The organism is Nocardioides anomalus (genome assembly GCF_011046535.1).
Classification (GTDB): Bacteria; Actinomycetota; Actinomycetes; order Propionibacteriales; family Nocardioidaceae; genus Nocardioides; species Nocardioides anomalus.
The window spans coordinates 2,564,637-2,582,712 of record NZ_CP049257.1; the positions used below are offsets into that span (position 1 = coordinate 2,564,637).

The following is an 18,076-nucleotide window of genomic DNA, read 5'->3' on the forward strand; positions in this document are numbered from 1 at the left end:
GGGCTCCGCGCGCGAGCCCCGTGCCCCGCTTCGTGCTCGCCCAGCGAAACACGGTCGTCGCCGTGCTCGTCGCGGGAAATGCAGAAAGCCACCCGAGTGGGTGGCTGTCTGATGCTGCTGGTCTTGCTGGTCTTGCTGGTGGGCGATACTGGGTTCGAACCAGTGACCTCTTCGGTGTGAACGAAGCGCGCTACCACTGCGCCAATCGCCCCGGCGACGAGCGACTCTAGTGCATCACCCGAGGTGCTCCAGCATCGCCGCCTCGCGCTCGGCCCAGGCCCGCGCCGCGGCCTGGGTGACCGGGCCCGGCACCGGCAGCGCGCGGCCGTCCCAGTGGCTCACCGGCTGCACGTCTCGCGTGGTGCTGACGAGGAAGACCTCGCTCGCCTCGCGCTGGATCCGCGCGAGCGGCTCGTCGACCTCGCCCCCGCCGTACCACTCGAGCAGCAGGGCCCGCGTCACCCCGGCCAGGCACCCGCTGGCCAGGGACGGCGTCCGCAGCTCGCCGTCGAGCACGTAGAAGACGTTGGACCCCGTCCCCTCGCACAGGTCGCCCGCGAGGTTGGCCATCACCGCCTCCTCCGCGCCCTGCTCCTGGGCGTGGGCGAGCATGACGACGTTCTCGGCGTACGACGTGGTCTTGAGCCCGGCCAGCGCCCCCCGCTCGTTGCGCGGCCACGGGGCCGTCGCCACCCGCACCCGCTCCGCCGCGGGCGGCAGGGGCGCCGCCACGACCACCAGCGTCGGCTCCCCGTCGCCCCGCCCGGAGCCCAGCGGTGCCGGACCCGCCGTGTAGGTGATCCGGATCCGGCTGAGCGCCTCCCCCGGCTCCAGCACCGCCGCCACCGCCCGGCGCACCACGTCCAGGTCCGGCTCCGGCAGGCCCAGCCCGACGGCCGAGCGCGCCAGCCGCTCGAGGTGCAGGCCCAGCGCGAACGGCCGCCCGCCGACCGCCTTGACCGCCTCGAACACGCCGTCCCCGACCGTGAACCCGTGGTCGCTCACCGCCACCGCCGGCCCCGTCGGATCCGCCACCACCGAGCCGCCCACCCACACCCGCACCACCGCATCGTGGCACGCCAGGACCCCGCGAAGTTTGTCTGCCCGACACCATCGGCTACTGTTCTCACGCACTCGAGGACGGGCAACCGGACTCGGAAGCAGGCGGACGTAGCTCAGTTGGTAGAGCGCAACCTTGCCAAGGTTGAGGTCGCGAGTTCGAGCCTCGTCGTCCGCTCGGAGAGGGTCTCGGCAGACCCATCCAAGATGGTGGGTTGGCCGAGAGGCGAGGCAACGGACTGCAAATCCGTCTACACGGGTTCAAATCCCGTACCCACCTCGCACGACAACTCCATCCCGGGCGATTGGCGCAGTGGTAGCGCGCTTCCTTGACACGGAAGAGGTCACTGGTTCAAACCCAGTATCGCCCACCAGCTGTTTCCCGCAGGTCAGGCCTCGCTTCCGCTCTCCGCGGAGGCGGGGCCTTCTGTCGCTCGGAAGGTCGGTACGCCCGGCGTGTCCCCGACACAGGCTGAGGCGAGCGACGACACACCCTGAGTACCGCTGACCACAGGCTCGGGCCGCACCCGAGACGTCGTCGAGACCCGACGCGACGGGTAGAGGTGGCACAGGCGCCAGTGCAGACGATCCCAGCCGACACGAGTCAGTGCCGAGCCTGGCGCCGTCTGCCTCAGGTGACGGCACCTCGTCAGCTACCCCGCCGAGGAACTGGACCACAAGGGCTGGCCCATCGAGGCGATGCCGTTGGTCAGCAACGCATCGACGTCGAGGCGCGACCGGCCAGAGGTAGCGACGTTGACCACTGAGATGGTGTGCGGCACGGCCGCGGTGACGCTGCCGGTCCACGTGACGCTGCGGTGCAACTTGGTCGACGACCCGGTGTCGATGAAGGCCACCTGGACTCCGTCGACGAGGATGCGGGCCTTCCCACGGTCCGGTGCCCGCTCCATGACCAGTGCGAGCGGGGTGGTCGTGGCCGGTTTCTCCGGGGTGAGGCCGGCGGGGAGGTGGAAGTCCAGGCGGGCGCCCTTGGCGCTGGACTTGAGGGTGGTGCCGGCCGACCAGCATGCGCAGCTCGAGGTCGACCAGGCGCCAGTGGTGGTGGGCGGGGTGAGGTTGCCGTAGCCGTAGGAGCGGCCGTCCTGTTGGAAGACGACCGGCTGGAGGTCGATGTAGGCGGTGGAGATGTTGCCGGCACAGTCGCGGGCCCGGACGTCGATGCCGTTGAACTTGAGTGACCCTCCGCCCTCTTGGTCGTCGTAGTCGCTCACGTCTCGCGTCAGGCGTGTCTGACGACTCCACGGAGTCCAGTCGGTGGCGTACTCCTCGAACACCTCGCGTGTGCTGTAGCCGCAGATGCGCGAGGGGTCGCTGGCCGACCACTGCGCCAGCATGGTGAGCTCGGTGCTGGTCGGGTCGCCGTACCGGTCGAGCTCGGTGGCGCTGATCTGAGACTTGGGCACGAACGCGCCGCGGGCGGGCGCGGTGAGCGCCGGGGGCGTGGTGTCCGCGGTCGCTGCGGCCGTGGCGGGTGCGCTGAGAGCGACGAGTGCGGCTCCGATGACCGCCGCGGTGGCGGACACGGACGTCAGCGCTGTGCGACGCGCCATGTGATCTCCCCGGTAGCTCGGTGGAGAACAACCCTGCAACGCGGTCTTGACGCGCGTCATCTCCTAGATCCGGTATGCACCGACCGACGACCTTGCGTCGAGACCAGCGTCGAGCGCCCGTGGCTGTCGCCGACGGAGCGGCACGTGGGTTCGACCCGATCCCCCGATCAGCCGATCCCAAGGCCGCCCCGCCGGCCCCAGAGCGGAAAGTGTCCCACGGTGTGTTCACGTTCCGTACATCTCACGGGGTGAGGTTGGCGACAGCGTGGTGAGCGACGATCGAGCGAACCCGGACGTAGCGTCGAGGTTGAGGTCGTGTCGCCGCTTCGATCCCCCAGGCGGCGGCGCGGCCGCCCGTTCAGTGAGGCGAGCGCCCGAGCACGCACGGACCCCGGGCCGTGGCGTGGTTGCTCGTCAGGGGTGGTCGCTTCCGCCGACCTCGGGTGACCTCCCAGCCCCGTCGATGACGGGCCGGCTGTCGGCAGCCGGCGCCAGCGGCCACGAACATGACCACCACGCAACGGTCGTCGCGCCGACACACGCCCTGCGTACGCCCGGAGCACTGACCAGCTCTGAACCGCAGGTCAGGAGCGTTTCACCCCCGGCTCTCGTCCTGGAGGACCTGCACGCTTGCCGGGCGAGTCCCGGGCAGTCCGACCGCCGTCGACCCGATCGTCGTCCAGAACACCGGACGCGGCTGCGCCATCCGGTGGGCCGTCGGCGGGCCGGCGGCGCCTCCCGACTCGACGCCCCCCGGCCACCCAGCCGAGCGGCGACGACGTCCCACGGCTACTCGGCCGGTCGCCCTTGTCGAACTGCGGGCCGCGCGCCCATCCCGACCGACCTCCCTGATCCTGGGGAAACCGCAACCGGGCGTCCCAGCCCACCCCACGACGCGTCCTACGGTGGCCAGGACGCGCCCCTCCGGGTGTCGGCCCCGGGGGGTTCTTCGTGGGGCGGGAGGGGTGCGTCTACCACCTCGCCGACCGGTGGGCGGCTGCGCGTACAGGGCGTCCGCAACCGGCCGCGGCGCGGCCGGGTCGGCCGGCGGTGACGAGGGGCCGGCGGAGCACCGGAACTCGGCTCGATCCCCCGATCAGCCGACCCCCAGGCCGCCCCACCGGCCCTCGTGGCAAAGGATGACACGGCGGTGTCTGCCGCCACCCACCTCGTCGGACGAGCCTCGCTCGCGCAGCGGCGAGCGAGCATGGATTCAACCTCGACGTAGTGTCGAGATCAGGCCGCGTCACCGCTTCGATCCCCCAGGCGGTGCCGCGGCCACTCCGGGTGACGGAGATCCACCGTGGCGTGAGCAGGGTGGTGACGACCGTCTCCTAGGTGGCCGGAGGCGACCAAAGGGCGCAGTTCCGCACGACCGGTGCGGACTTGAAGTAGACCTTCGGCGTCTGCGCGATGAGGGTGCCGGTAGGGGTCTTGAGCGTGGCGTACCCGACCCAGCGGTGAGCCTTGCCGTCGGGCGCGCACGTGCCGGCGTACGTCGTCCCCGAGCCGGCCGGACCGGTCCCTGCAGAGCCTGCCCAGCCGCTGGGAGTCACGTCGCGGTCGCGGAACTTGACGGTGACGCGGGTGGTTTCGCAGGTGGTGTAGGTCGCCGGGAAGACGATGAACCCGCCCGGGTCCTGGAACGGCTTGCCCATGGCGATGGACGGCGTACAGGGCTCCGCTGCCTGCGCGGACGCCGCTGTGCTGACGACGACCGGCGTGGTGGCCAGTGCGACGACGACAGCCGCGATCAGGCTTCTCTTCATGGCTGCTCCCGTGGTGGACGCGAGACGACGAAAGGTTCTCGGCCACGAACGTAGGAGTCCTGGAACCTACCGGTCAGCCCCAGAATCGGGGACACGCAGACGCGGGCGACGGCTCCACGAGCGAGTCGGGCGCGCCGGCACCTCGCGTGGTCCGCCGAGTGACTCGGCTGTGCCACGATCGCGGCGTGCCGGTGAACGAGGAGGGCCCGGGGATCGGCGTGTGGATCGCGCTGGGCCTGGGGGTGCTCGCGGGCGCGGTCCTGGGCTGGCCGGTCGCCGGGTGGGCGGGCGCGCTCGTCACCTTCCTGGTCGTCTCGGTGGTCGGCGCGCTGCTGCTGTCCTGACCAGCGCTCCTCAGCGCCGCGAGAGCGCGCGGAAGACGGCGCGCAGCACGAACGGCAGGAGGATGCGGATCCCCCACCGGACCGCGGTGCGCCCGGCGGTCGAGGCGGCGCTCGGCGACGAGGAGGCGACCGGGACCGGCTCGCTCGCACCCGGCCCGTAGGGCACCGACGGAGGCGGCGACAGAGGAGGAGGCGCCTCGGGCTGGCTCATGGGCAGCAGTGTGCCGCACGCACCCGACCCCTCGCCCGCAGCGCGGGCGAGGGGCCGGTCTCGTGGGTCCCGAGAGTCAGCGGAGCTTCACGTGCTTGCGCACGGTGACGCGGACCGTGCCGACGCGGACGGTCGACTTCAGCCAGATCTTGCGGTGGGCCCTGACCGCCCCGCGGTACGTCGCGACGAACCTCGGCTTCACGCGGATCCGCACCGTCCGGGTCGCGCCGGCCCTGATGCTGATGACCTTGCGGGCGGTGGCGGGCTTGGAGAACTTGCCGCCGGACAGCCCGGTCACCTGGACCTTGCAGGGCAACGGCGCGGCCAGCGCCGGGCAGCGCAGCCTCATGTTGAGCCTGTCGCCCTGCAGCCGCGCGGTGCCCGGCAGGATGTAGGTCTTGGTCAGGCTGCGCAGCTGGGTGCGGGTGGTGATGCCGCTGCCGCCGTTCGGGACCGTGGGTCCGGTGTCGCCCTTCTCGTCGGCGGTGACGAGCCGGACGTTGTCGTAGCCCACCTGCCCGGTGCCCACGACGGCGGCCAGGGAGTTGAACCGCGACGAGATCCGGATCCGGTAGCTGCGCTCGACCTTGAGCAGCGCCGGGTTCACCGAGGCGCTCACGGTGGTCCAGCCCGCGCTCGCCGCGGCGATGCTGGTGGCGGGGATGACCGAGACCGCGTTGCCGTTGGTCTGGTCGACCAGCTCGACCTGGTACGACGACGTGTTCTGCACGTCGAGGCCGAGCAGCGAACCGAGCTCACGCAGCAGGCTCATCGAGAACGTCACCGAGGCCGGCCGCTCCCCGGCGAAGCCGTGGTAGACGAACGACGGGCTCTGCCACGTCGCTGTCGAGGTGCCGGCGGTGGTCGAGGCGACGCTGCTGAACCGGGTGCTCAGGTAGCCGTCGCCGTCCGGGCCGCCGGTGGCGGCGTACTGCTCGTCGACGCCGGGGCAGAGCAGCTGGGGGATGCAGAGCCCCTCGTACGTCGTCGCGGCGGTCCAGCCGCCGGCGCTGGTCGTGAAGTCCTGGGCGACCGGGTCCCCGATGTAGGTGTCGGCTGGTGAGGGTGCGGGCAGAGCGAGCGTGAGGGACGCGGCGAGCGCGACCCCCAGGATCTTCGTGAGCATGGGAGCTCCCCGTGGGGTAGGGCTGGGACCCTCGGAGCATGCTCCCGGGGGTGTCCCGTGGCCCGGACGACCAGAGAAGACCGTCCGAGCGGACGCACCCGATCGGGTGGCGGCCCGGGGGCGCTCAGCCCGCGGCGCTGGTCAGCGGCTCAGGGGGCCGCACGCCCTCCGGCGGCGGGTCCTCGGCGCGCACCGGGGACCGGTCCGACGACCGGTCCGACGCCTCGTCCGACGCCTGCTCCTTGGACGCGGCGAGCTCCGCACGCGTCTTGCCCCCCAACAACAAGGCCCCCACCTTGATCCGTGCTCCCCACGGCACGGGCCCCCACGCCCGTGCCTCCCGCCCCAAGGATGCCCGTGGGGGGATCAGCCCGCAAGGGTGGGCCAGAGCGCGGACGAGGCCCCGGTCCCGCCGAGGCGGGGCCGGGGCCCGGACCGCTCGCGTCAGGCCGCCAGGGACTCCGAGGCAGAGGCGGACCGCGCCAGGGCCGGCTGGGTGAGCTTGCGCTCCATCCGGCGGATCTGGCGGGCCCGGCGCCACTCGGTGACCAGCGTCTTGAGGACCCGGATGCCGTCGGAGACGGCACGCAGGTTGGACTCGCCGAACATGCGCAGCTTCTCCACCGAGGGCACCTCGGTGATGGAGACGCCGGCCGCGGCGAACCGGCAGTTGATGACGGTCTCGATCTCGAACCCGTCGCCCCACAGCATCTTGCCGTTGGCGGGCGCGGGCGCCTTGTGGTCCGGCAGGTCGAGCAGCGGGATCAGGTCGGCCCAGAAGGCGTTGTAGCCGTAGCACAGGTCGGAGTAGCGCGAGCGCCAGCCGATGTTGAACAGACCGTTGAGGAAGCGGTTGCCCAGGCTGCGGATGCGGGTGATGTCGGCCGAGCCGCCGCCCGCGACGTACCGCGAGCCCTTGGCGAAGTCCGCGCCCTGCTTGAGCGCGTCGACGAACCGGCTGATCTCGGCCGGGTCGGCCGAGCCGTCGGCGTCGAACATGACCACGATGTCGCCGGTGACCCGGGCGAAGCCGGCCGCCAGCGCGTTGCCCTTGCCCTTGCGGCCCTGCAGCACGGTGATGATGCCGGGCAGCGCGCGGCGCGCGGCCATCACGGTGCCGTCGACCGAGCCGCCGTCGACGAGGATGACCTCGTGGACCTGCGGAAGCTGCGGGAGGACCACCGAGAGGTTCAGCGCCTCGTTGAGCGCCGGGACCACGATGCTGACCAGCGGATCCTTCGTGTTCCGTGCCGGAGTGCCGAAGAACGTCATGCCGAGTTGAACCCCCATGTCGAAGCCGACCCCCCAAAGACCGGCTGCATGAGAGAACCTATGCCCTCGGGGGTGTCCTTCCCAACCTCCACAGGTGGGTAACAGGAACGGCGTCCTCGCAGGTCAGAGCCCAGTTACTGGGGTCCAGGAGGGGGTCCGACTGTGGGGCAATCGTTGCCGCGACGGGCCACTGTCACCCGCGCTTTACCACCGCAGTGCGACCTGGGTCACCAGAACGCCCCGATTCTGACCGGTCGGAGGGCACCTGAGAGGATCTGCGCATGGTCGACCTGAGCCCTCGCGACCGCGAGCTCCTCACCGTCGAGCGCGAGTGGTGGAAGTACGCCGACGCCAAGGACGCCGCCATCCGCGAGCGGCTCGGCCTGACGCCCGAGACCTACTACCGGGCGCTCTCCGAGATCATCGACCTCCCCGGCGCCCTCGCTCACGACCCGTTGCTCGTCAAGCGGCTGCGCCGGCAGCGGCAGGCCCGTCAGCGGCAGCGCCAGGAGGGCCGCCTGGGCCGCTTCGGTGGCCCGACCGGGCACTGAGAGCCCTCCGCACTTGGGTCACTCGGGTGGTTCGCGTAGTCCGATCGGGGGGTTTGTGCCCGACGCGGCCGTTGCGCCTTCTCTCCGGCCCACGCGTGGTCTAACGTTCCACTCGTCGAACCGCTGGTGACCCGAGACTCCAGCGGTTCGACTCATTTAGCGGCCTTCTCGTCCCCGGCCTAGAGCGGGCTCAGCAGCTCGGCCGGGAGCCACTCCTCCACGGTGATCCAGCCGCCGCCGGCCTCGAGCGGTCGCAGCCGCGCGACGTACACCACGCGGCCCTCCCAGCGTCCGTGGGCCTGGCGCCACTCGACGAGCAGCCCGGGGCGCTTGATGCCCTCGGCGTCCACGGCGCCGGAGACCCAGCAGTGCCGGGCCGGGCAGGGGTCGGGCTCCTGCCGCACCGGCGGGCGGTCGGCGCGGACCCGGTCGGCCAGGGGTACGCCGCTCCCCCCGTTTTCCCCAGCCCCCGCCCATCCCTCCCGCCATGTCGGTAGCGTCGCATATACTTCGAACATGTGTTCGAATGACGCGACGCTGAGGATGCCGGCGAGGCTCACTCGTCGTCGGTGGAGAGCTCCTCGTTGTGGGTGCCCGGGCGGGGGGCCCACGGCAGCTCCTTGGCCGGCCGCACGACGACGAGCCGGTCGCCGCGGGCCAGCTGGGTCACCACCGGGTCGAAGTAGCGGTAGACCTTCTCGTCGCGGACCACGGCGATCACCTGGTCGGGCAGCGACTGCGGCTGGCAGCCCACCTCGGTCACCAGCAGGTCGCGCTCGGCCACCTCGAGCCCCTCCCCGTAGGTCAGCAGGTCCTCCATGACCGAGCCCAGGGTGGGCGAGAGCGACGAGACGCCGAGGAGGCGGCCGACGGCGTCGGAGGAGGTGATGACGGAGTTCGCGCCGGACTGCTTCATGAGCGGCGCGTTCTCGTGCTCGCGGGCCGAGGACACGATGTAGACCTCGGGGTTGAGCTGGCGCACGGTGAGGATGGCCAGCACGTTGGAGTCGTCGCGGTTGGTGGTGATGATGACCTGGTCGGCGTCCGCGACGCCGGCGCGGCGCAGCACCTCGCGTCGGGTGGCGTCGCCGGTGACGACGGCGAGCCCGTCGGCGTGCGCGTCGGAGAGAGCGGCCTGGCCGGGGTCGACGACGACGATCGCCTCACGCTCCAGCCCACTGCTCAGCAGCGTCTCGACCGCGCTGCGGCCCTTGGTGCCGTAGCCGATGACGACGACGTGGTGGCCCATGGCTTTCCTCCAGCGGGAGATGCGGATCAGCTCGCGACCCTGGGAGGCCAGGACCTCCAGGGTCGTCCCGATCAGCAGGACCAGGAACGCGATGCGGGCGGGGGTGATGACGAAGGCGTTGATGAGCCGGGCGTGCGGCGCGACGGGCGCGATGTCGCCGTAGCCGGTCGTGCTCAGGGTGACGGTCGTGTAGTAGATCGCGTCGATGAGGGTGATGCCGTTCTCGGGCGCGTTGTTGTCGCGGTAGCCCTCGGCATCGAAGTAGACCAGCAGCACCGTGCCGGTCATGATCGCGAGCGCGGCCAGCAGCCGCCGGGTCAGCGCCCACCACGGGGAGACCGCGCGCTCGGGGAGCGAGACGGTGCCGCGACCGCTCGACCCCTGCGCCCAGGGGTCCGCGCTGCTGTCCGACACGGCCGTGACGCTACCGCTCGCCGACGAAGATCTTGTCGAAGGCCGCGTTGACCGCGGCCCCGATGAGGACGGCGATCGCCACGAGGTAGAGCCACAGCAGGACGGCGATCGGCGCGGCCAGGGGTCCGTAGATGGACCGGGAGTCGGCGGCGGTCACGGTGAGCACCCACCGGAGCAGGTAGCTGCCGACGATCCACGCCACCAGCGAGAACACCGCACCCGGGAGGTTGAAGCGCCACCGGGTCCGCACCGGCACCGACAGGTGGTAGAGCGTGGCCAGGAAGCAGATGCAGACCACGCCGATCACGGGCCAGTAGAACGACAGGAGGAAGCCGAACCGGTCCGGCAGCGTGTCGCGGACCAGGCGCGGCCCGGCGAGCATCAGCGGGATCGCGGCGATGCCGGTGACGAGCGCGAGCACGTAGAGCAGGAAGGCCAGCGCCCGGGTCCGGACGATGCCGCGGTGCCCGCCCAGGCCGTGCATCACGGTGATGGTGTCGATGAAGACGTTCAGGGCGCGGCTGCCCGACCACAGGGCGAGCACGAAGCCGAGCGAGATGATGTCGAAGCGGCCGCCGCGCAGCACGTCGTTCAGGGTCGGCTCGATGACCTTGTCGACCGCGCGCTCGGTGAGCAGCCGACCGGAGAAGTCCAGGACGGCCCGGCGCATCTCCTCGACCTGACCGGGGTCGAACTGGTTGGTGACGTAGCCGATGCCGCCGGCCAGGCCGAAGGCCAGCGGTGGGACGGACAGGACCGCGAAGAACGCCGCCTCGGCCGCCAGCCCGGTGACCCGGTAGCGCAGGCACGAGCTGACCGTGGAGACGACCAGCCGCCACAGCGTGTCGAGCGGCCCACGCCACCACGGGGCGACGGCCGGCTGCGGCCCGCCGCTCCTGTCGGCCCTGCCGCCCGCCTCGTCCTCCGCGGTGGCGGGCCGCACGGGCTCGGCCACCATGGCCTCTACCGTAGGGGCATGGGGTCTCCTGATCGTGCAGCCCTGCGGGCGGCCACCAACCAGGTTCCGCCGCTGGTCGGTCACAACGTCGTCGCGGCCGACGCGGCCCTCACCGAGGCCGTGGTCCGGCACGGTTCGGGCGCGGTGCTGGACGACCTGCTGCCGCTCGGGGCCGAGGCCGGGAGCGAGGAGGCGCGCGAGCAGGGCCGGCTGGCCAACGTGCACCACCCGGAGCTGACGACCTACGACCGCTACGGCCACCGCATCGACGAGGTCGAGTTCCACCCGTCCTGGCACTGGCTGATGACCCGGGCCGTGGGCCACGGGCTCGGCGCGACGCCGTGGGAGCGTCAGGCCGACGGCGACCCCGATGCCCACCTGCGCCGGGCGGCCGGGTTCCTGGCCTGGTCGCACACCGAGCCGGGGCACGGTTGCCCGGTCTCGATGACGTACGCCGCGGTGCCGGCGCTGCGCGTGGACGACGCGCTGGCCAAGGAGTGGACGCCGCTGCTGGCCTCGACCGCCTACGACCCCGGGCTGCGACCGGTGAGCGAGAAGCTCGGCGCCCTGTGCGGCATGGGCATGACCGAGAAGCAGGGCGGCTCGGACGTGCGGGCCAACGTGACCCGGGCGGTGCCGCAGGCCGACGGCACCTACACGCTGCACGGGCACAAGTGGTTCACCTCGGCGCCGATGAACGACGTCTTCCTCGTGCTCGCTCAGGCCGAGGGCGGCGTCACCTGCTTCGTGGTCCCGCGGGTGCTGCCGGACGCCTCGCTCAACCCGATCGACGTCGTGCGCCTCAAGGACAAGCTGGGCAACCGGTCCAACGCGAGCTCGGAGCTGGAGTTCGACGGCACGTTCGCCCTGCGCCTGGGCGACGAGGGCCGCGGGGTGCGCACCATCATCGAGATGGTGGCGGCCACGCGCCTGGACTGCGTGCTGGGCTCGGCCGGGCTGATGCGCCGGGCCGTCTCGGAGGCGTCGTGGCACGTCGCCCACCGCTCGGCGTTCGGCTCGCTGCTGGCCGACAAGCCGCTGATGCAGAACGTCGTCGCCGACCTGGCCGTGGAGTCCGAGGCCGCCACGGTGCTGGCGCTGCGCCTGGCCTCGGCGGTCGACGACCTCGTGGACCCGCACGAGGCGGCGCTGCGCCGGATCGCGCTGCCGCTGGCCAAGTTCTGGGTCTGCAAGCGGACGCCGGCGATGACCGCGGAGGCGCTGGAGTGCCTGGGCGGCAACGGGTACGTCGAGGACTCGCTGATGCCGCTGCTCTACCGCGAGGCGCCGCTCAACTCGGTGTGGGAGGGCTCGGGCAACGTCAACGCCCTCGACGTCCTGCGCGCCCTGGGCCGCGAGCCGGAGGCGCTGGACGCCTGGATCACCGAGGTCGGCCAGGCCCGCGGCGCCGACACCCGCCTGGACGCGGCCATCGACCAGACCCTGGCCCTGCTCGGCGAGCTGATGACCGACGCGGAGGCCCTCGAGCGCGGCGCCCGGCGGCTGGCCGGCCGGATGGCGGCGGTGCTGCAGGGCTCGCTGCTGGTGCGCTTCTCCCCCGCCGAGGTGGCCGACGTGTTCTGCGCGTCGCGGCTCGGCCCGTCGTACGACGGCACGTTCGGCGCGCTGGACGTCGGCCGCTCGGCGCTCCGGGCGGTCGTGGAGCGGACCACGCCGACCGTGGCCTGAGACCGCCCGGAGTGGACGGGGCTCAGGTCTGATCGCGCCCCGGCGTACCGCTCGGCGCACCGACCCCGACCGGCTCGGCCGGCTCCGCGGGCTCGCGGTCGTCGTCGATGTAGTCGCGCTCGTCGAAGCGCAGCTCGCCGGAGAGCACCCGGTCCAGCCGCTCGCGGTCCAGGCCTCCGGTCCAGTGACCGACGAGCACGGTGGCCACGGAGTTGCCCGCGAAGTTGGTGAGGGCGCGGGCCTCGGACATGAAGCGGTCGATGCCGACGATCACGCCGACGCCGTCGACCAGCTCGGGGCGGTGCGAGCTCAGGCCGCCGGCCAGGGTGGCCAGGCCGGCGCCGGTCACGCCCGCGGCGCCCTTGGAGGCGATGACCATGAAGACGAGCAGCGAGATCTGCTCGCCGATGGACAGCGGGTCGCCCAGGGCCTCGGCGATGAACAGCGAGGCCATGGTCAGGTAGATCGCGGTGCCGTCGAGGTTGAAGGAGTAGCCGGTCGGCACCACGACGCCGACCGTGGCCTTGTCCACGCCGGCGTGCTCCATCTTGGCGATGAGGCGCGGGAGCGCGGACTCCGAGGAGGACGTCGAGAGGATGAGGAGGAACTCGCGGCCGAGGTACTTCAGCAGCGCGAACAGGTTCACCCCGGCGAAGAGCCGCAGGATGGTCCCGAGCACGACGAAGACGAAGAGCGCGCAGGTGAGGTAGAACGCGACCATCAGCAGCGCGAGCCCCTTGAGCGCGTCCACGCCGGTCTCGCCCACGACGGCGGCGATGGCGCCGAACGCACCGATCGGGGCGGCCCACATGATCATGGCCAGCACCCGGAAGACGAGTCGCTGCAGCACCTCGATGACTTTGAGGATCGGCCGACCGGCCTCGCCCATCCGCTGCAGCGCGAAGCCGATGAGCAGGGCCACGAGCAGGGTCTGGAGCACCTCACCGCTGGTCAGCGAGGAGAACAGCGAGTCCGGGATGATGCCGAGCAGGAAGTCGGTCGTGCTGCCGTGGCCCGCCTCGGCCTGCGCCTGGCCGGCGCTGGCGGTGGCGTCGGTGATGGACAGGCCGTCGCCGGGCTTGATGATGTTGCCGACCACCAGGCCGATGGCCAGTGCGACCGTCGACATGACCAGGAAGTAGCCGAGCGCGAGCCCGCCGACCTTGCCGACGCGGGCGGCGCTGGCCACCGACCCGACGCCGATCACGATCGTGCAGAAGATGACCGGCTGGATCATCATCGTGATCAGCGAGACGAACCCGGTGCCGAGCGGCTTCAGCTTCACGGCGAAGTCCGGGAAGACCAGGCCGAGCAGGATGCCGAGGAGCACCGCCGCGATCACGGCGATGTAGAGGAAGTGCGTGCGGTCCCGCGGCGGTGCGGTCCGGTCCGTCTCGTCCGTGCTGGTGGCCTCGCTCATGCCGTGCGAGTACCCCAACGGGTGGCCTGCGTCACATCGGACGCGGGCCGGACGCTCAGTCGAGGGTCAGGCCGGGGTACAGCGGGTGCTTGTCCAGCAGCTCCGAGGAGGCGTCCTTGACCTTGTCGGCCACCCCGTCGGCGAGGACGTAGGAGGCCTTGGAGGCGGCGCCGTCCTTGGTCGTGCCGGGCTGGGTGTTCTGCAGGACCTGGACGATGAGCTGGGCCACGGTGTCGAACTCGTCGTGGCCGAAGCCGCGCGTGGTCAGCGCCGGGGTCCCGAGCCGGATGCCGGAGGTGTACCACGCGCCGTTCGGGTCGGCCGGGACCGAGTTGCGGTTGGTCACCACGCCGGCGTCCAGCAGCGCGGACTCCGCCTGGCGGCCGGTCAGGCCGAACGACGAGACGTCGAGGAGCACCAGGTGGTTGTCGGTGCCGCCGGTGACCAGGGTGGCGCCGCGCTTGAGGAAGCCCTCGGCCAGCGACTGGGCGTTGTTGGCGATGTTCTGCGCGTAGGTCCGGAACGAGTCCTGCCGGGCCTCGGCCAGGGCGACGGCCTTGGCCGCCATCATGTGCGAGAGCGGGCCGCCGAGGACCATGGGGCAGCCGCGGTCGACCGAGGAGGCGAACTCCTCCTGGGCCAGCACCAGGCCGCCGCGTGGCCCGCGCAGCGACTTGTGGGTGGTCGTGGTGACGACGTGCGCGTGCGGGACCGGGTCCTCGTCGCCGGTGAAGACCTTGCCGGCCACCAGACCGGCGAAGTGGGCCATGTCGACCATGAGGGTGGCGCCGACCTCGTCGGCGATCTCGCGCATCTTGGCGAAGTCCACCCGGCGCGGGTACGCCGAGTAGCCGGCCACCAGGATCAGCGGCTTGAACTCGCGCGCCTTGGCCGCGACCTGGTCGTAGTCGAGCAGGCCGGTGGCGGGGTCGGTGCCGTACTGCTGCTGGTGGAACATCTTGCCGCTGATGTTGGGCCGGAAGCCGTGCGTGAGGTGGCCGCCCGCGTCCAGGCTCATCCCGAGCAGCCGCTGGTTGCCGAGCTCGTGGCGCAGCGTCTCCCAGTCCTCGTCGGTGAGGTCGTTGACGTTCTTCGCGCCGGCCTTCTCCAGCCACGGCCCCTCCACGCGGTGCGCGAGGATCGACCAGAAAGCCACCAGGTTGGCGTCGATGCCGGAGTGCGGCTGGGCGTAGGCGTACGGTGCGCCGAACAGCTCGCGGGCGTGCTCGGCGGCGAGGGACTCGACGGTGTCGACGTTCTGGCAGCCGGCGTAGAAGCGGTGCCCGACCGTGCCCTCGGCGTACTTGTCGCTGAACCAGGTGCCCATGGTCAGCAGCACGGCCGGCGAGGCGTAGTTCTCGCTGGCGATCAGCTTGAGCGAGGCGCGCTGGTCGACCAGCTCCTGGCGGGTCGCGTCCGCGATGCGCGGCTCGACCGAGCCGATGACCTCGAGGATCTGCTGGTAGGCGGAGCTGATGAGGGCGTCGACGTCGGCCATGGTCGGAGCCTAGTGAGCCAGGACACGTCCGACGCAATCCCCCGCCTGGACGACGCCGGCCCGTCTCACATCGCGGTCACGCGTCTCGCATCACGAGATAGCCGTTTGTGGGTCGGGGGTCCACGACCTGAGACTGGTGGACGTGATCAGCGCTGTGACCCACACGCACCTCGTGGTACGCCGCCACGTGGACTTCGGGCGCACGCGCAGCATGATCTGTCGGTCTCGCTGACCCTGCCGGAACCAGTCAACCCGGTCGCGCTCGACGAAGCGCGCGGCACCCCCAGCGAAGGACTCCGACACCGCATGTCCGATCCCCGGTTCAGCGCCAAGAAGGCCGAGCACACCCAGATCCCGCGCCCCAAGCGCGGTGAGGGTCAGTGGGCGCTCGGCTACACCGAGCCGCTGAACAAGAACGAGCAGTCCAAGAAGGACGACGACCCGCTCCACGTGCGGGACCGGATCCTGCACACCTACTCCAAGCGCGGCTTCGCCTCCATCGACCCCGCCGACCTGCGCGGCCGGTTCCGGTGGATGGGGCTCTACACCCAGCGCGCCCCGGGCTTCGACGGCGGCAAGACCGCCATGCTCGAGGAGGAGGAGCTCGACGACGAGTACTTCATGCTCCGGGTCCGCTCCGACGGCCGGCTGCTGGACGCCTCCGCGGTGCGCGCGCTGGGCGAGATCGGCGTGGAGTACGCCCGCGACACCGCCGACGTCACCGACCGCGAGAACATCCAGTACCACTGGATCCGCATCGAGGACGTCCCCGCCATCTGGGACAGGCTGGACGCGGCCGGGCTCGACTCGACCGAGGCGTGCGGCGACTCCCCGCGGCCGTTCCTGGGCTCGCCGGTCGCCGGCGTGGCCAAGGACGAGATCATCGACGGCTCCGAGGCCCTGGCCGAGATCAAGCGCCGCTACATCGGCGACCCGGCGTTCTCGAACCTCCCGCGCAAGTTCAAGACCGCGCTGACCGGCCACCCGAGCCACGACGTCTCCCCCGAGACCAACGACGTGGCCTTCGTCGGCACCGTGCACCCGGTCCACGGCCCGGGCTTCGACCTGTGGGTCGGCGGCGGGCTGTCCACCAACCCGATGCTCGCCCAGAAGGCCGGCGTCTGGATCCCCACCGACGAGGTCGCGGACGTGTGGGCCGGCGTGGCCTCGATCTTCCGCGACTACGGCTACCGGCGACTGCGCTCGCGGGCCCGGCTGAAGTTCCTGGTCGCCGACTGGGGCATCGAGAAGTTCCGCGAGGTGCTGGAGAAGGAGTACCTCGGCCGCGAGCTGGTCTCCTGCGAGTCCCCGGCCTCGCCCGTCGGTCACCGCGACCACGTCGGCGTGCACGAGCAGCAGGACGGCGACTTCTACGTCGGCGTGGCCCCGATCGCGGGCCGGGTCTCGGGCACCAAGCTGGTCGCCCTGGCCGACCTGATCGAGAAGCACGGCGCGGCCGGCGCCCGGCTCACGCCGTACCAGAAGATCGTGCTCATCGGCGTCGCCCCCGACCGCCTCGACGCGCTGCTGGCCGACCTCGACGCCATCGGGCTCCCGGCCCGGCCGTCGAACTGGCGGCAGAACACCATGGCCTGCACCGGCATCGAGTTCTGCAAGCTGGCCATCGTCGAGACCAAGGCGCGCGCGGCGGACCTCGTCGAGGAGCTCGAGCAGCGCTTCCCCGAGCTGGACGTGCCGATCACGGTCAACGTCAACGGCTGCCCCAACGCCTGCGCCCGCACCCAGGTCGCCGACATCGGGCTCAAGGGCCAGCTGGTCATGCACGAGGGCCAGCAGGTCGGTGGCTTCCAGGTCCACCTCGGCGGCGCGACGGGGCTGGAGGCCAACTTCGGCCGCAAGCTGCGCGCGCACAAGGTGACCAGCGAGGGGCTCGGCGAGTACGTCGGCGTGGTCGTCGGCAACTACCTGACCGGCCGGACCGCGGGCGAGTCCTTCGCCGCGTGGGTGGCCCGGGCCGACGAGGAGCTGCTCCGCGGCGACAAGAGCCTGACGGGAGCGAGCGCATGAGCGAGCGCGGCATCCCCTTCCACTGCCCCTACTGCGGGGACACCGACCTGTGGCCGCACGAGGCCTCCGACGGCCCGGGCCACGGCCAGTGGGAGTGCCGCTCGTGCCTGCGGGCGTTCTCGCTCAAGATGCTCGGCCTGGTGCGTCCGACCGGGAGCGCGTCATGAGTGCGGCGTCGACCGAGCTGGCCCGCGCCTCGCGCGGCATCCAGACCGAGGGCCGCTCCCCCGAGGAGCTGCGCGACCTGGTGTCGCACTGGGGCGCCGAGCTGGAGCTCGCGCCGGCCGAGACCATCATCGAGTGGGCGGCCGCGACCTTCGGCGAGCGGTTCTGCGTCACCTCCTCGATGGGCGACGCCGTCCTGGCCCACATCGCCTCCAAGGTGGTGCCCGGGATCGACGTGGTCTTCCTGGACACCGGCTACCACTTCGTGGAGACCATCGGCACCCGCGACGCGGTCGCCTCCACCCTCGACGTCACGCTGCTCACCATCACGCCCGTGCAGAGCGTGGCCGAGCAGGACGCCGAGTACGGCAAGGACCTCTACAAGACCGATCCGGACCTGTGCTGCGCGCTGCGCAAGGTCAAGCCGCTCGCCGACGCGCTCGCGTCGTACGACGCCTGGGCCACCGGCCTGCGCCGCGCCGAGACCCACAACCGGGTCATCGCGCCGGTCGTCGGCTGGGACGCCAAGAAGGGCAAGGTCAAGGTCTCCCCGCTCGCGCGCTGGAGCGACGAGCAGGTCGAGCGCTACATCGCCGAGAACGGGGTGCTGGTCAACCCGCTCGTCTACGACGGCTACCCGTCGATCGGCTGCGCTCCGTGCACCCGCCGCGTCGCCCCGGGCGAAGACGCCCGCAGCGGACGGTGGGCCGGCACCGGCAAGACCGAGTGCGGCATCCACTCATGAACCGCAC

The 18,076-nt window shown here is 71.6% G+C and carries 17 protein-coding genes and 4 tRNA genes; 9 read left to right on the top strand and 12 right to left on the bottom strand.

The annotated features are described in order from the left end of the window. Nucleotides 1-136: 136 nt before the first annotated feature. Together G5V58_RS12925 and G5V58_RS12930 are read right to left on the bottom strand one after the other, a co-directional pair. Nucleotides 137-211: transfer RNA gene (locus G5V58_RS12925), tRNA-Val, on the bottom strand. 23 nt (nt 212-234) lie between these two features. Then, entirely contained in the window at nt 235-1,062 is an 828-nt protein-coding gene (locus G5V58_RS12930) for an aminotransferase class IV (protein ID WP_165233257.1), read from the bottom strand. Nucleotides 1,063-1,164: 102 nt separating this feature from the next. Here G5V58_RS12930 and G5V58_RS12935 point away from each other — a divergent pair. From G5V58_RS12935 to G5V58_RS12945, 3 genes are all read left to right on the top strand, one after another. Beyond that, nucleotides 1,165-1,237 (top strand) — tRNA-Gly (locus tag G5V58_RS12935). Nucleotides 1,238-1,268: 31 nt separating this feature from the next. Next, nucleotides 1,269-1,339: transfer RNA gene (locus tag G5V58_RS12940), tRNA-Cys, on the top strand. A 19-nt stretch (nt 1,340-1,358) separates the two neighbouring features. Next, a tRNA-Val gene (locus G5V58_RS12945) sits at nt 1,359-1,433 on the top strand. A 279-nt stretch (nt 1,434-1,712) separates the two neighbouring features. On the opposite strand, the gene G5V58_RS12950 is transcribed toward G5V58_RS12945, so the two are convergent. Together G5V58_RS12950 and G5V58_RS12955 are read right to left on the bottom strand one after the other, a co-directional pair. After that, the gene (locus G5V58_RS12950; protein ID WP_165233260.1) at nt 1,713-2,690 is read right to left on the bottom strand and encodes a hypothetical protein; all 978 of its coding nucleotides are present in this window, start codon (nt 2,688-2,690) and stop codon (nt 1,713-1,715) included. A gap of 1,274 nt (nt 2,691-3,964) precedes the next feature. After that, on the bottom strand, nt 3,965-4,399 hold the full coding sequence (locus G5V58_RS12955; RefSeq protein ID WP_165233263.1) for a hypothetical protein: 435 nt from the start codon (nt 4,397-4,399) through the stop codon (nt 3,965-3,967). Between the two features lie 185 nt (nt 4,400-4,584). On the opposite strand from G5V58_RS12955, the gene G5V58_RS12960 reads away from it, so the two are divergent. Next, nucleotides 4,585-4,743 carry a hypothetical protein gene (locus G5V58_RS12960; RefSeq protein WP_165233266.1) on the top strand — a complete coding sequence of 53 codons (159 nt, stop codon included), beginning with the start codon at nt 4,585-4,587 and terminating at the stop codon, nt 4,741-4,743. Between the two features lie 10 nt (nt 4,744-4,753). Here the strand turns inward: G5V58_RS12960 and G5V58_RS12965 are convergent, their stop codons facing one another. The 3 genes from G5V58_RS12965 to G5V58_RS12975 form a co-directional block, all read right to left on the bottom strand. Further along, entirely contained in the window at nt 4,754-4,954 is a 201-nt protein-coding gene (locus G5V58_RS12965) for a hypothetical protein (RefSeq protein WP_165233269.1), read from the bottom strand. 76 nt (nt 4,955-5,030) lie between these two features. Continuing rightward, nucleotides 5,031-6,080 (bottom strand): hypothetical protein, encoded by a 1,050-nt coding sequence (locus tag G5V58_RS12970; RefSeq protein ID WP_165233272.1) that lies wholly within the window; start codon nt 6,078-6,080, stop codon nt 5,031-5,033. Nucleotides 6,081-6,524: 444 nt separating this feature from the next. Next, nucleotides 6,525-7,352 carry a glycosyltransferase family 2 protein gene (locus G5V58_RS12975; RefSeq protein ID WP_196240509.1) on the bottom strand — a complete coding sequence of 276 codons (828 nt, stop codon included), beginning with the start codon at nt 7,350-7,352 and terminating at the stop codon, nt 6,525-6,527. 281 nt (nt 7,353-7,633) lie between these two features. On the opposite strand from G5V58_RS12975, the gene G5V58_RS12980 reads away from it, so the two are divergent. Further along, on the top strand, nt 7,634-7,903 hold the full coding sequence (locus tag G5V58_RS12980) for a DUF3263 domain-containing protein (RefSeq protein ID WP_165233278.1): 270 nt from the start codon (nt 7,634-7,636) through the stop codon (nt 7,901-7,903). A 179-nt stretch (nt 7,904-8,082) separates the two neighbouring features. Here G5V58_RS12980 and G5V58_RS12985 read toward each other — a convergent pair whose 3' ends face one another. The 3 genes from G5V58_RS12985 to G5V58_RS12995 all read right to left on the bottom strand — a co-directional run bounded on the left by G5V58_RS12985 (nt 8,083) and on the right by G5V58_RS12995 (nt 10,524). Next, on the bottom strand, nt 8,083-8,307 hold the full coding sequence (locus G5V58_RS12985) for a hypothetical protein (protein ID WP_165233281.1): 225 nt from the start codon (nt 8,305-8,307) through the stop codon (nt 8,083-8,085). A 152-nt stretch (nt 8,308-8,459) separates the two neighbouring features. Next, nucleotides 8,460-9,566 (bottom strand): potassium channel family protein, encoded by a 1,107-nt coding sequence (locus G5V58_RS12990; protein ID WP_230486592.1) that lies wholly within the window; start codon nt 9,564-9,566, stop codon nt 8,460-8,462. Nucleotides 9,567-9,576: 10 nt separating this feature from the next. Then, nucleotides 9,577-10,524 (bottom strand): YihY/virulence factor BrkB family protein, encoded by a 948-nt coding sequence (locus tag G5V58_RS12995; RefSeq protein ID WP_165233284.1) that lies wholly within the window; start codon nt 10,522-10,524, stop codon nt 9,577-9,579. Nucleotides 10,525-10,542: 18 nt separating this feature from the next. Between G5V58_RS12995 and G5V58_RS13000 the strand changes: the two genes are divergently transcribed. Then, nucleotides 10,543-12,213 carry an acyl-CoA dehydrogenase family protein gene (locus tag G5V58_RS13000; RefSeq protein ID WP_165233287.1) on the top strand — a complete coding sequence of 557 codons (1,671 nt, stop codon included), beginning with the start codon at nt 10,543-10,545 and terminating at the stop codon, nt 12,211-12,213. A 22-nt stretch (nt 12,214-12,235) separates the two neighbouring features. On the opposite strand, the gene G5V58_RS13005 is transcribed toward G5V58_RS13000, so the two are convergent. Beyond that, the gene (locus tag G5V58_RS13005) at nt 12,236-13,633 is read right to left on the bottom strand and encodes a cation:dicarboxylate symporter family transporter (protein ID WP_165233290.1); all 1,398 of its coding nucleotides are present in this window, start codon (nt 13,631-13,633) and stop codon (nt 12,236-12,238) included. 55 nt (nt 13,634-13,688) lie between these two features. Next, nucleotides 13,689-15,131, bottom strand: a complete 1,443-nt coding sequence (locus tag G5V58_RS13010) for a glycine hydroxymethyltransferase (protein ID WP_165233293.1) — start codon at nt 15,129-15,131, stop codon at nt 13,689-13,691. Nucleotides 15,132-15,437: 306 nt separating this feature from the next. Here G5V58_RS13010 and G5V58_RS13015 point away from each other — a divergent pair, with 306 nt between their 5' ends. From G5V58_RS13015 to G5V58_RS13025, 3 genes are read left to right on the top strand one after another with little or no spacing between them, the layout of a single operon-like run. Next, on the top strand, nt 15,438-17,159 hold the full coding sequence (locus tag G5V58_RS13015; protein WP_165233296.1) for a nitrite/sulfite reductase: 1,722 nt from the start codon (nt 15,438-15,440) through the stop codon (nt 17,157-17,159). Further along, nucleotides 17,156-17,326 (top strand): hypothetical protein, encoded by a 171-nt coding sequence (locus tag G5V58_RS13020; RefSeq protein WP_165233299.1) that lies wholly within the window; start codon nt 17,156-17,158, stop codon nt 17,324-17,326. Before G5V58_RS13015 ends, G5V58_RS13020 begins: the two co-directional genes overlap by 4 nt. Then, complete coding sequence (locus G5V58_RS13025; protein WP_165233302.1) at nt 17,323-18,069, top strand: phosphoadenylyl-sulfate reductase; 747 nt, start codon at nt 17,323-17,325, stop codon at nt 18,067-18,069. Before G5V58_RS13020 ends, G5V58_RS13025 begins: the two co-directional genes overlap by 4 nt. Nucleotides 18,070-18,076: the final 7 nt, after the last annotated feature.

Bases quoted from the DNA above. Each gene is read 5' to 3' on its own strand.
- G5V58_RS12980 (WP_165233278.1), top strand. From the start codon at position 7,634: ATGGTCGACCTGAGCCCTCGCGACCGCGAGCTCCTCACCGTCGAGCGC.
- G5V58_RS12965 (WP_165233269.1), bottom strand. From the start codon at position 4,954: ATGAGCCAGCCCGAGGCGCCTCCTCCTCTGTCGCCGCCTCCGTCGGTG.
- G5V58_RS13010 (WP_165233293.1), bottom strand. From the start codon at position 15,131: ATGGCCGACGTCGACGCCCTCATCAGCTCCGCCTACCAGCAGATCCTC.
- G5V58_RS12955 (WP_165233263.1), bottom strand. From the start codon at position 4,399: ATGAAGAGAAGCCTGATCGCGGCTGTCGTCGTCGCACTGGCCACCACG.
- G5V58_RS12975 (WP_196240509.1), bottom strand. From the start codon at position 7,352: ATGACGTTCTTCGGCACTCCGGCACGGAACACGAAGGATCCGCTGGTC.
- G5V58_RS12970 (WP_165233272.1), bottom strand. From the start codon at position 6,080: ATGCTCACGAAGATCCTGGGGGTCGCGCTCGCCGCGTCCCTCACGCTC.
- G5V58_RS13020 (WP_165233299.1), top strand. From the start codon at position 17,156: ATGAGCGAGCGCGGCATCCCCTTCCACTGCCCCTACTGCGGGGACACC.
- G5V58_RS12950 (WP_165233260.1), bottom strand. From the start codon at position 2,690: ATGACGCGCGTCAAGACCGCGTTGCAGGGTTGTTCTCCACCGAGCTAC.
- G5V58_RS13025 (WP_165233302.1), top strand. From the start codon at position 17,323: ATGAGTGCGGCGTCGACCGAGCTGGCCCGCGCCTCGCGCGGCATCCAG.
- G5V58_RS13000 (WP_165233287.1), top strand. From the start codon at position 10,543: ATGGGGTCTCCTGATCGTGCAGCCCTGCGGGCGGCCACCAACCAGGTT.
- G5V58_RS12995 (WP_165233284.1), bottom strand. From the start codon at position 10,524: ATGGTGGCCGAGCCCGTGCGGCCCGCCACCGCGGAGGACGAGGCGGGC.
- G5V58_RS13015 (WP_165233296.1), top strand. From the start codon at position 15,438: ATGTCCGATCCCCGGTTCAGCGCCAAGAAGGCCGAGCACACCCAGATC.
- G5V58_RS13005 (WP_165233290.1), bottom strand. From the start codon at position 13,633: ATGAGCGAGGCCACCAGCACGGACGAGACGGACCGGACCGCACCGCCG.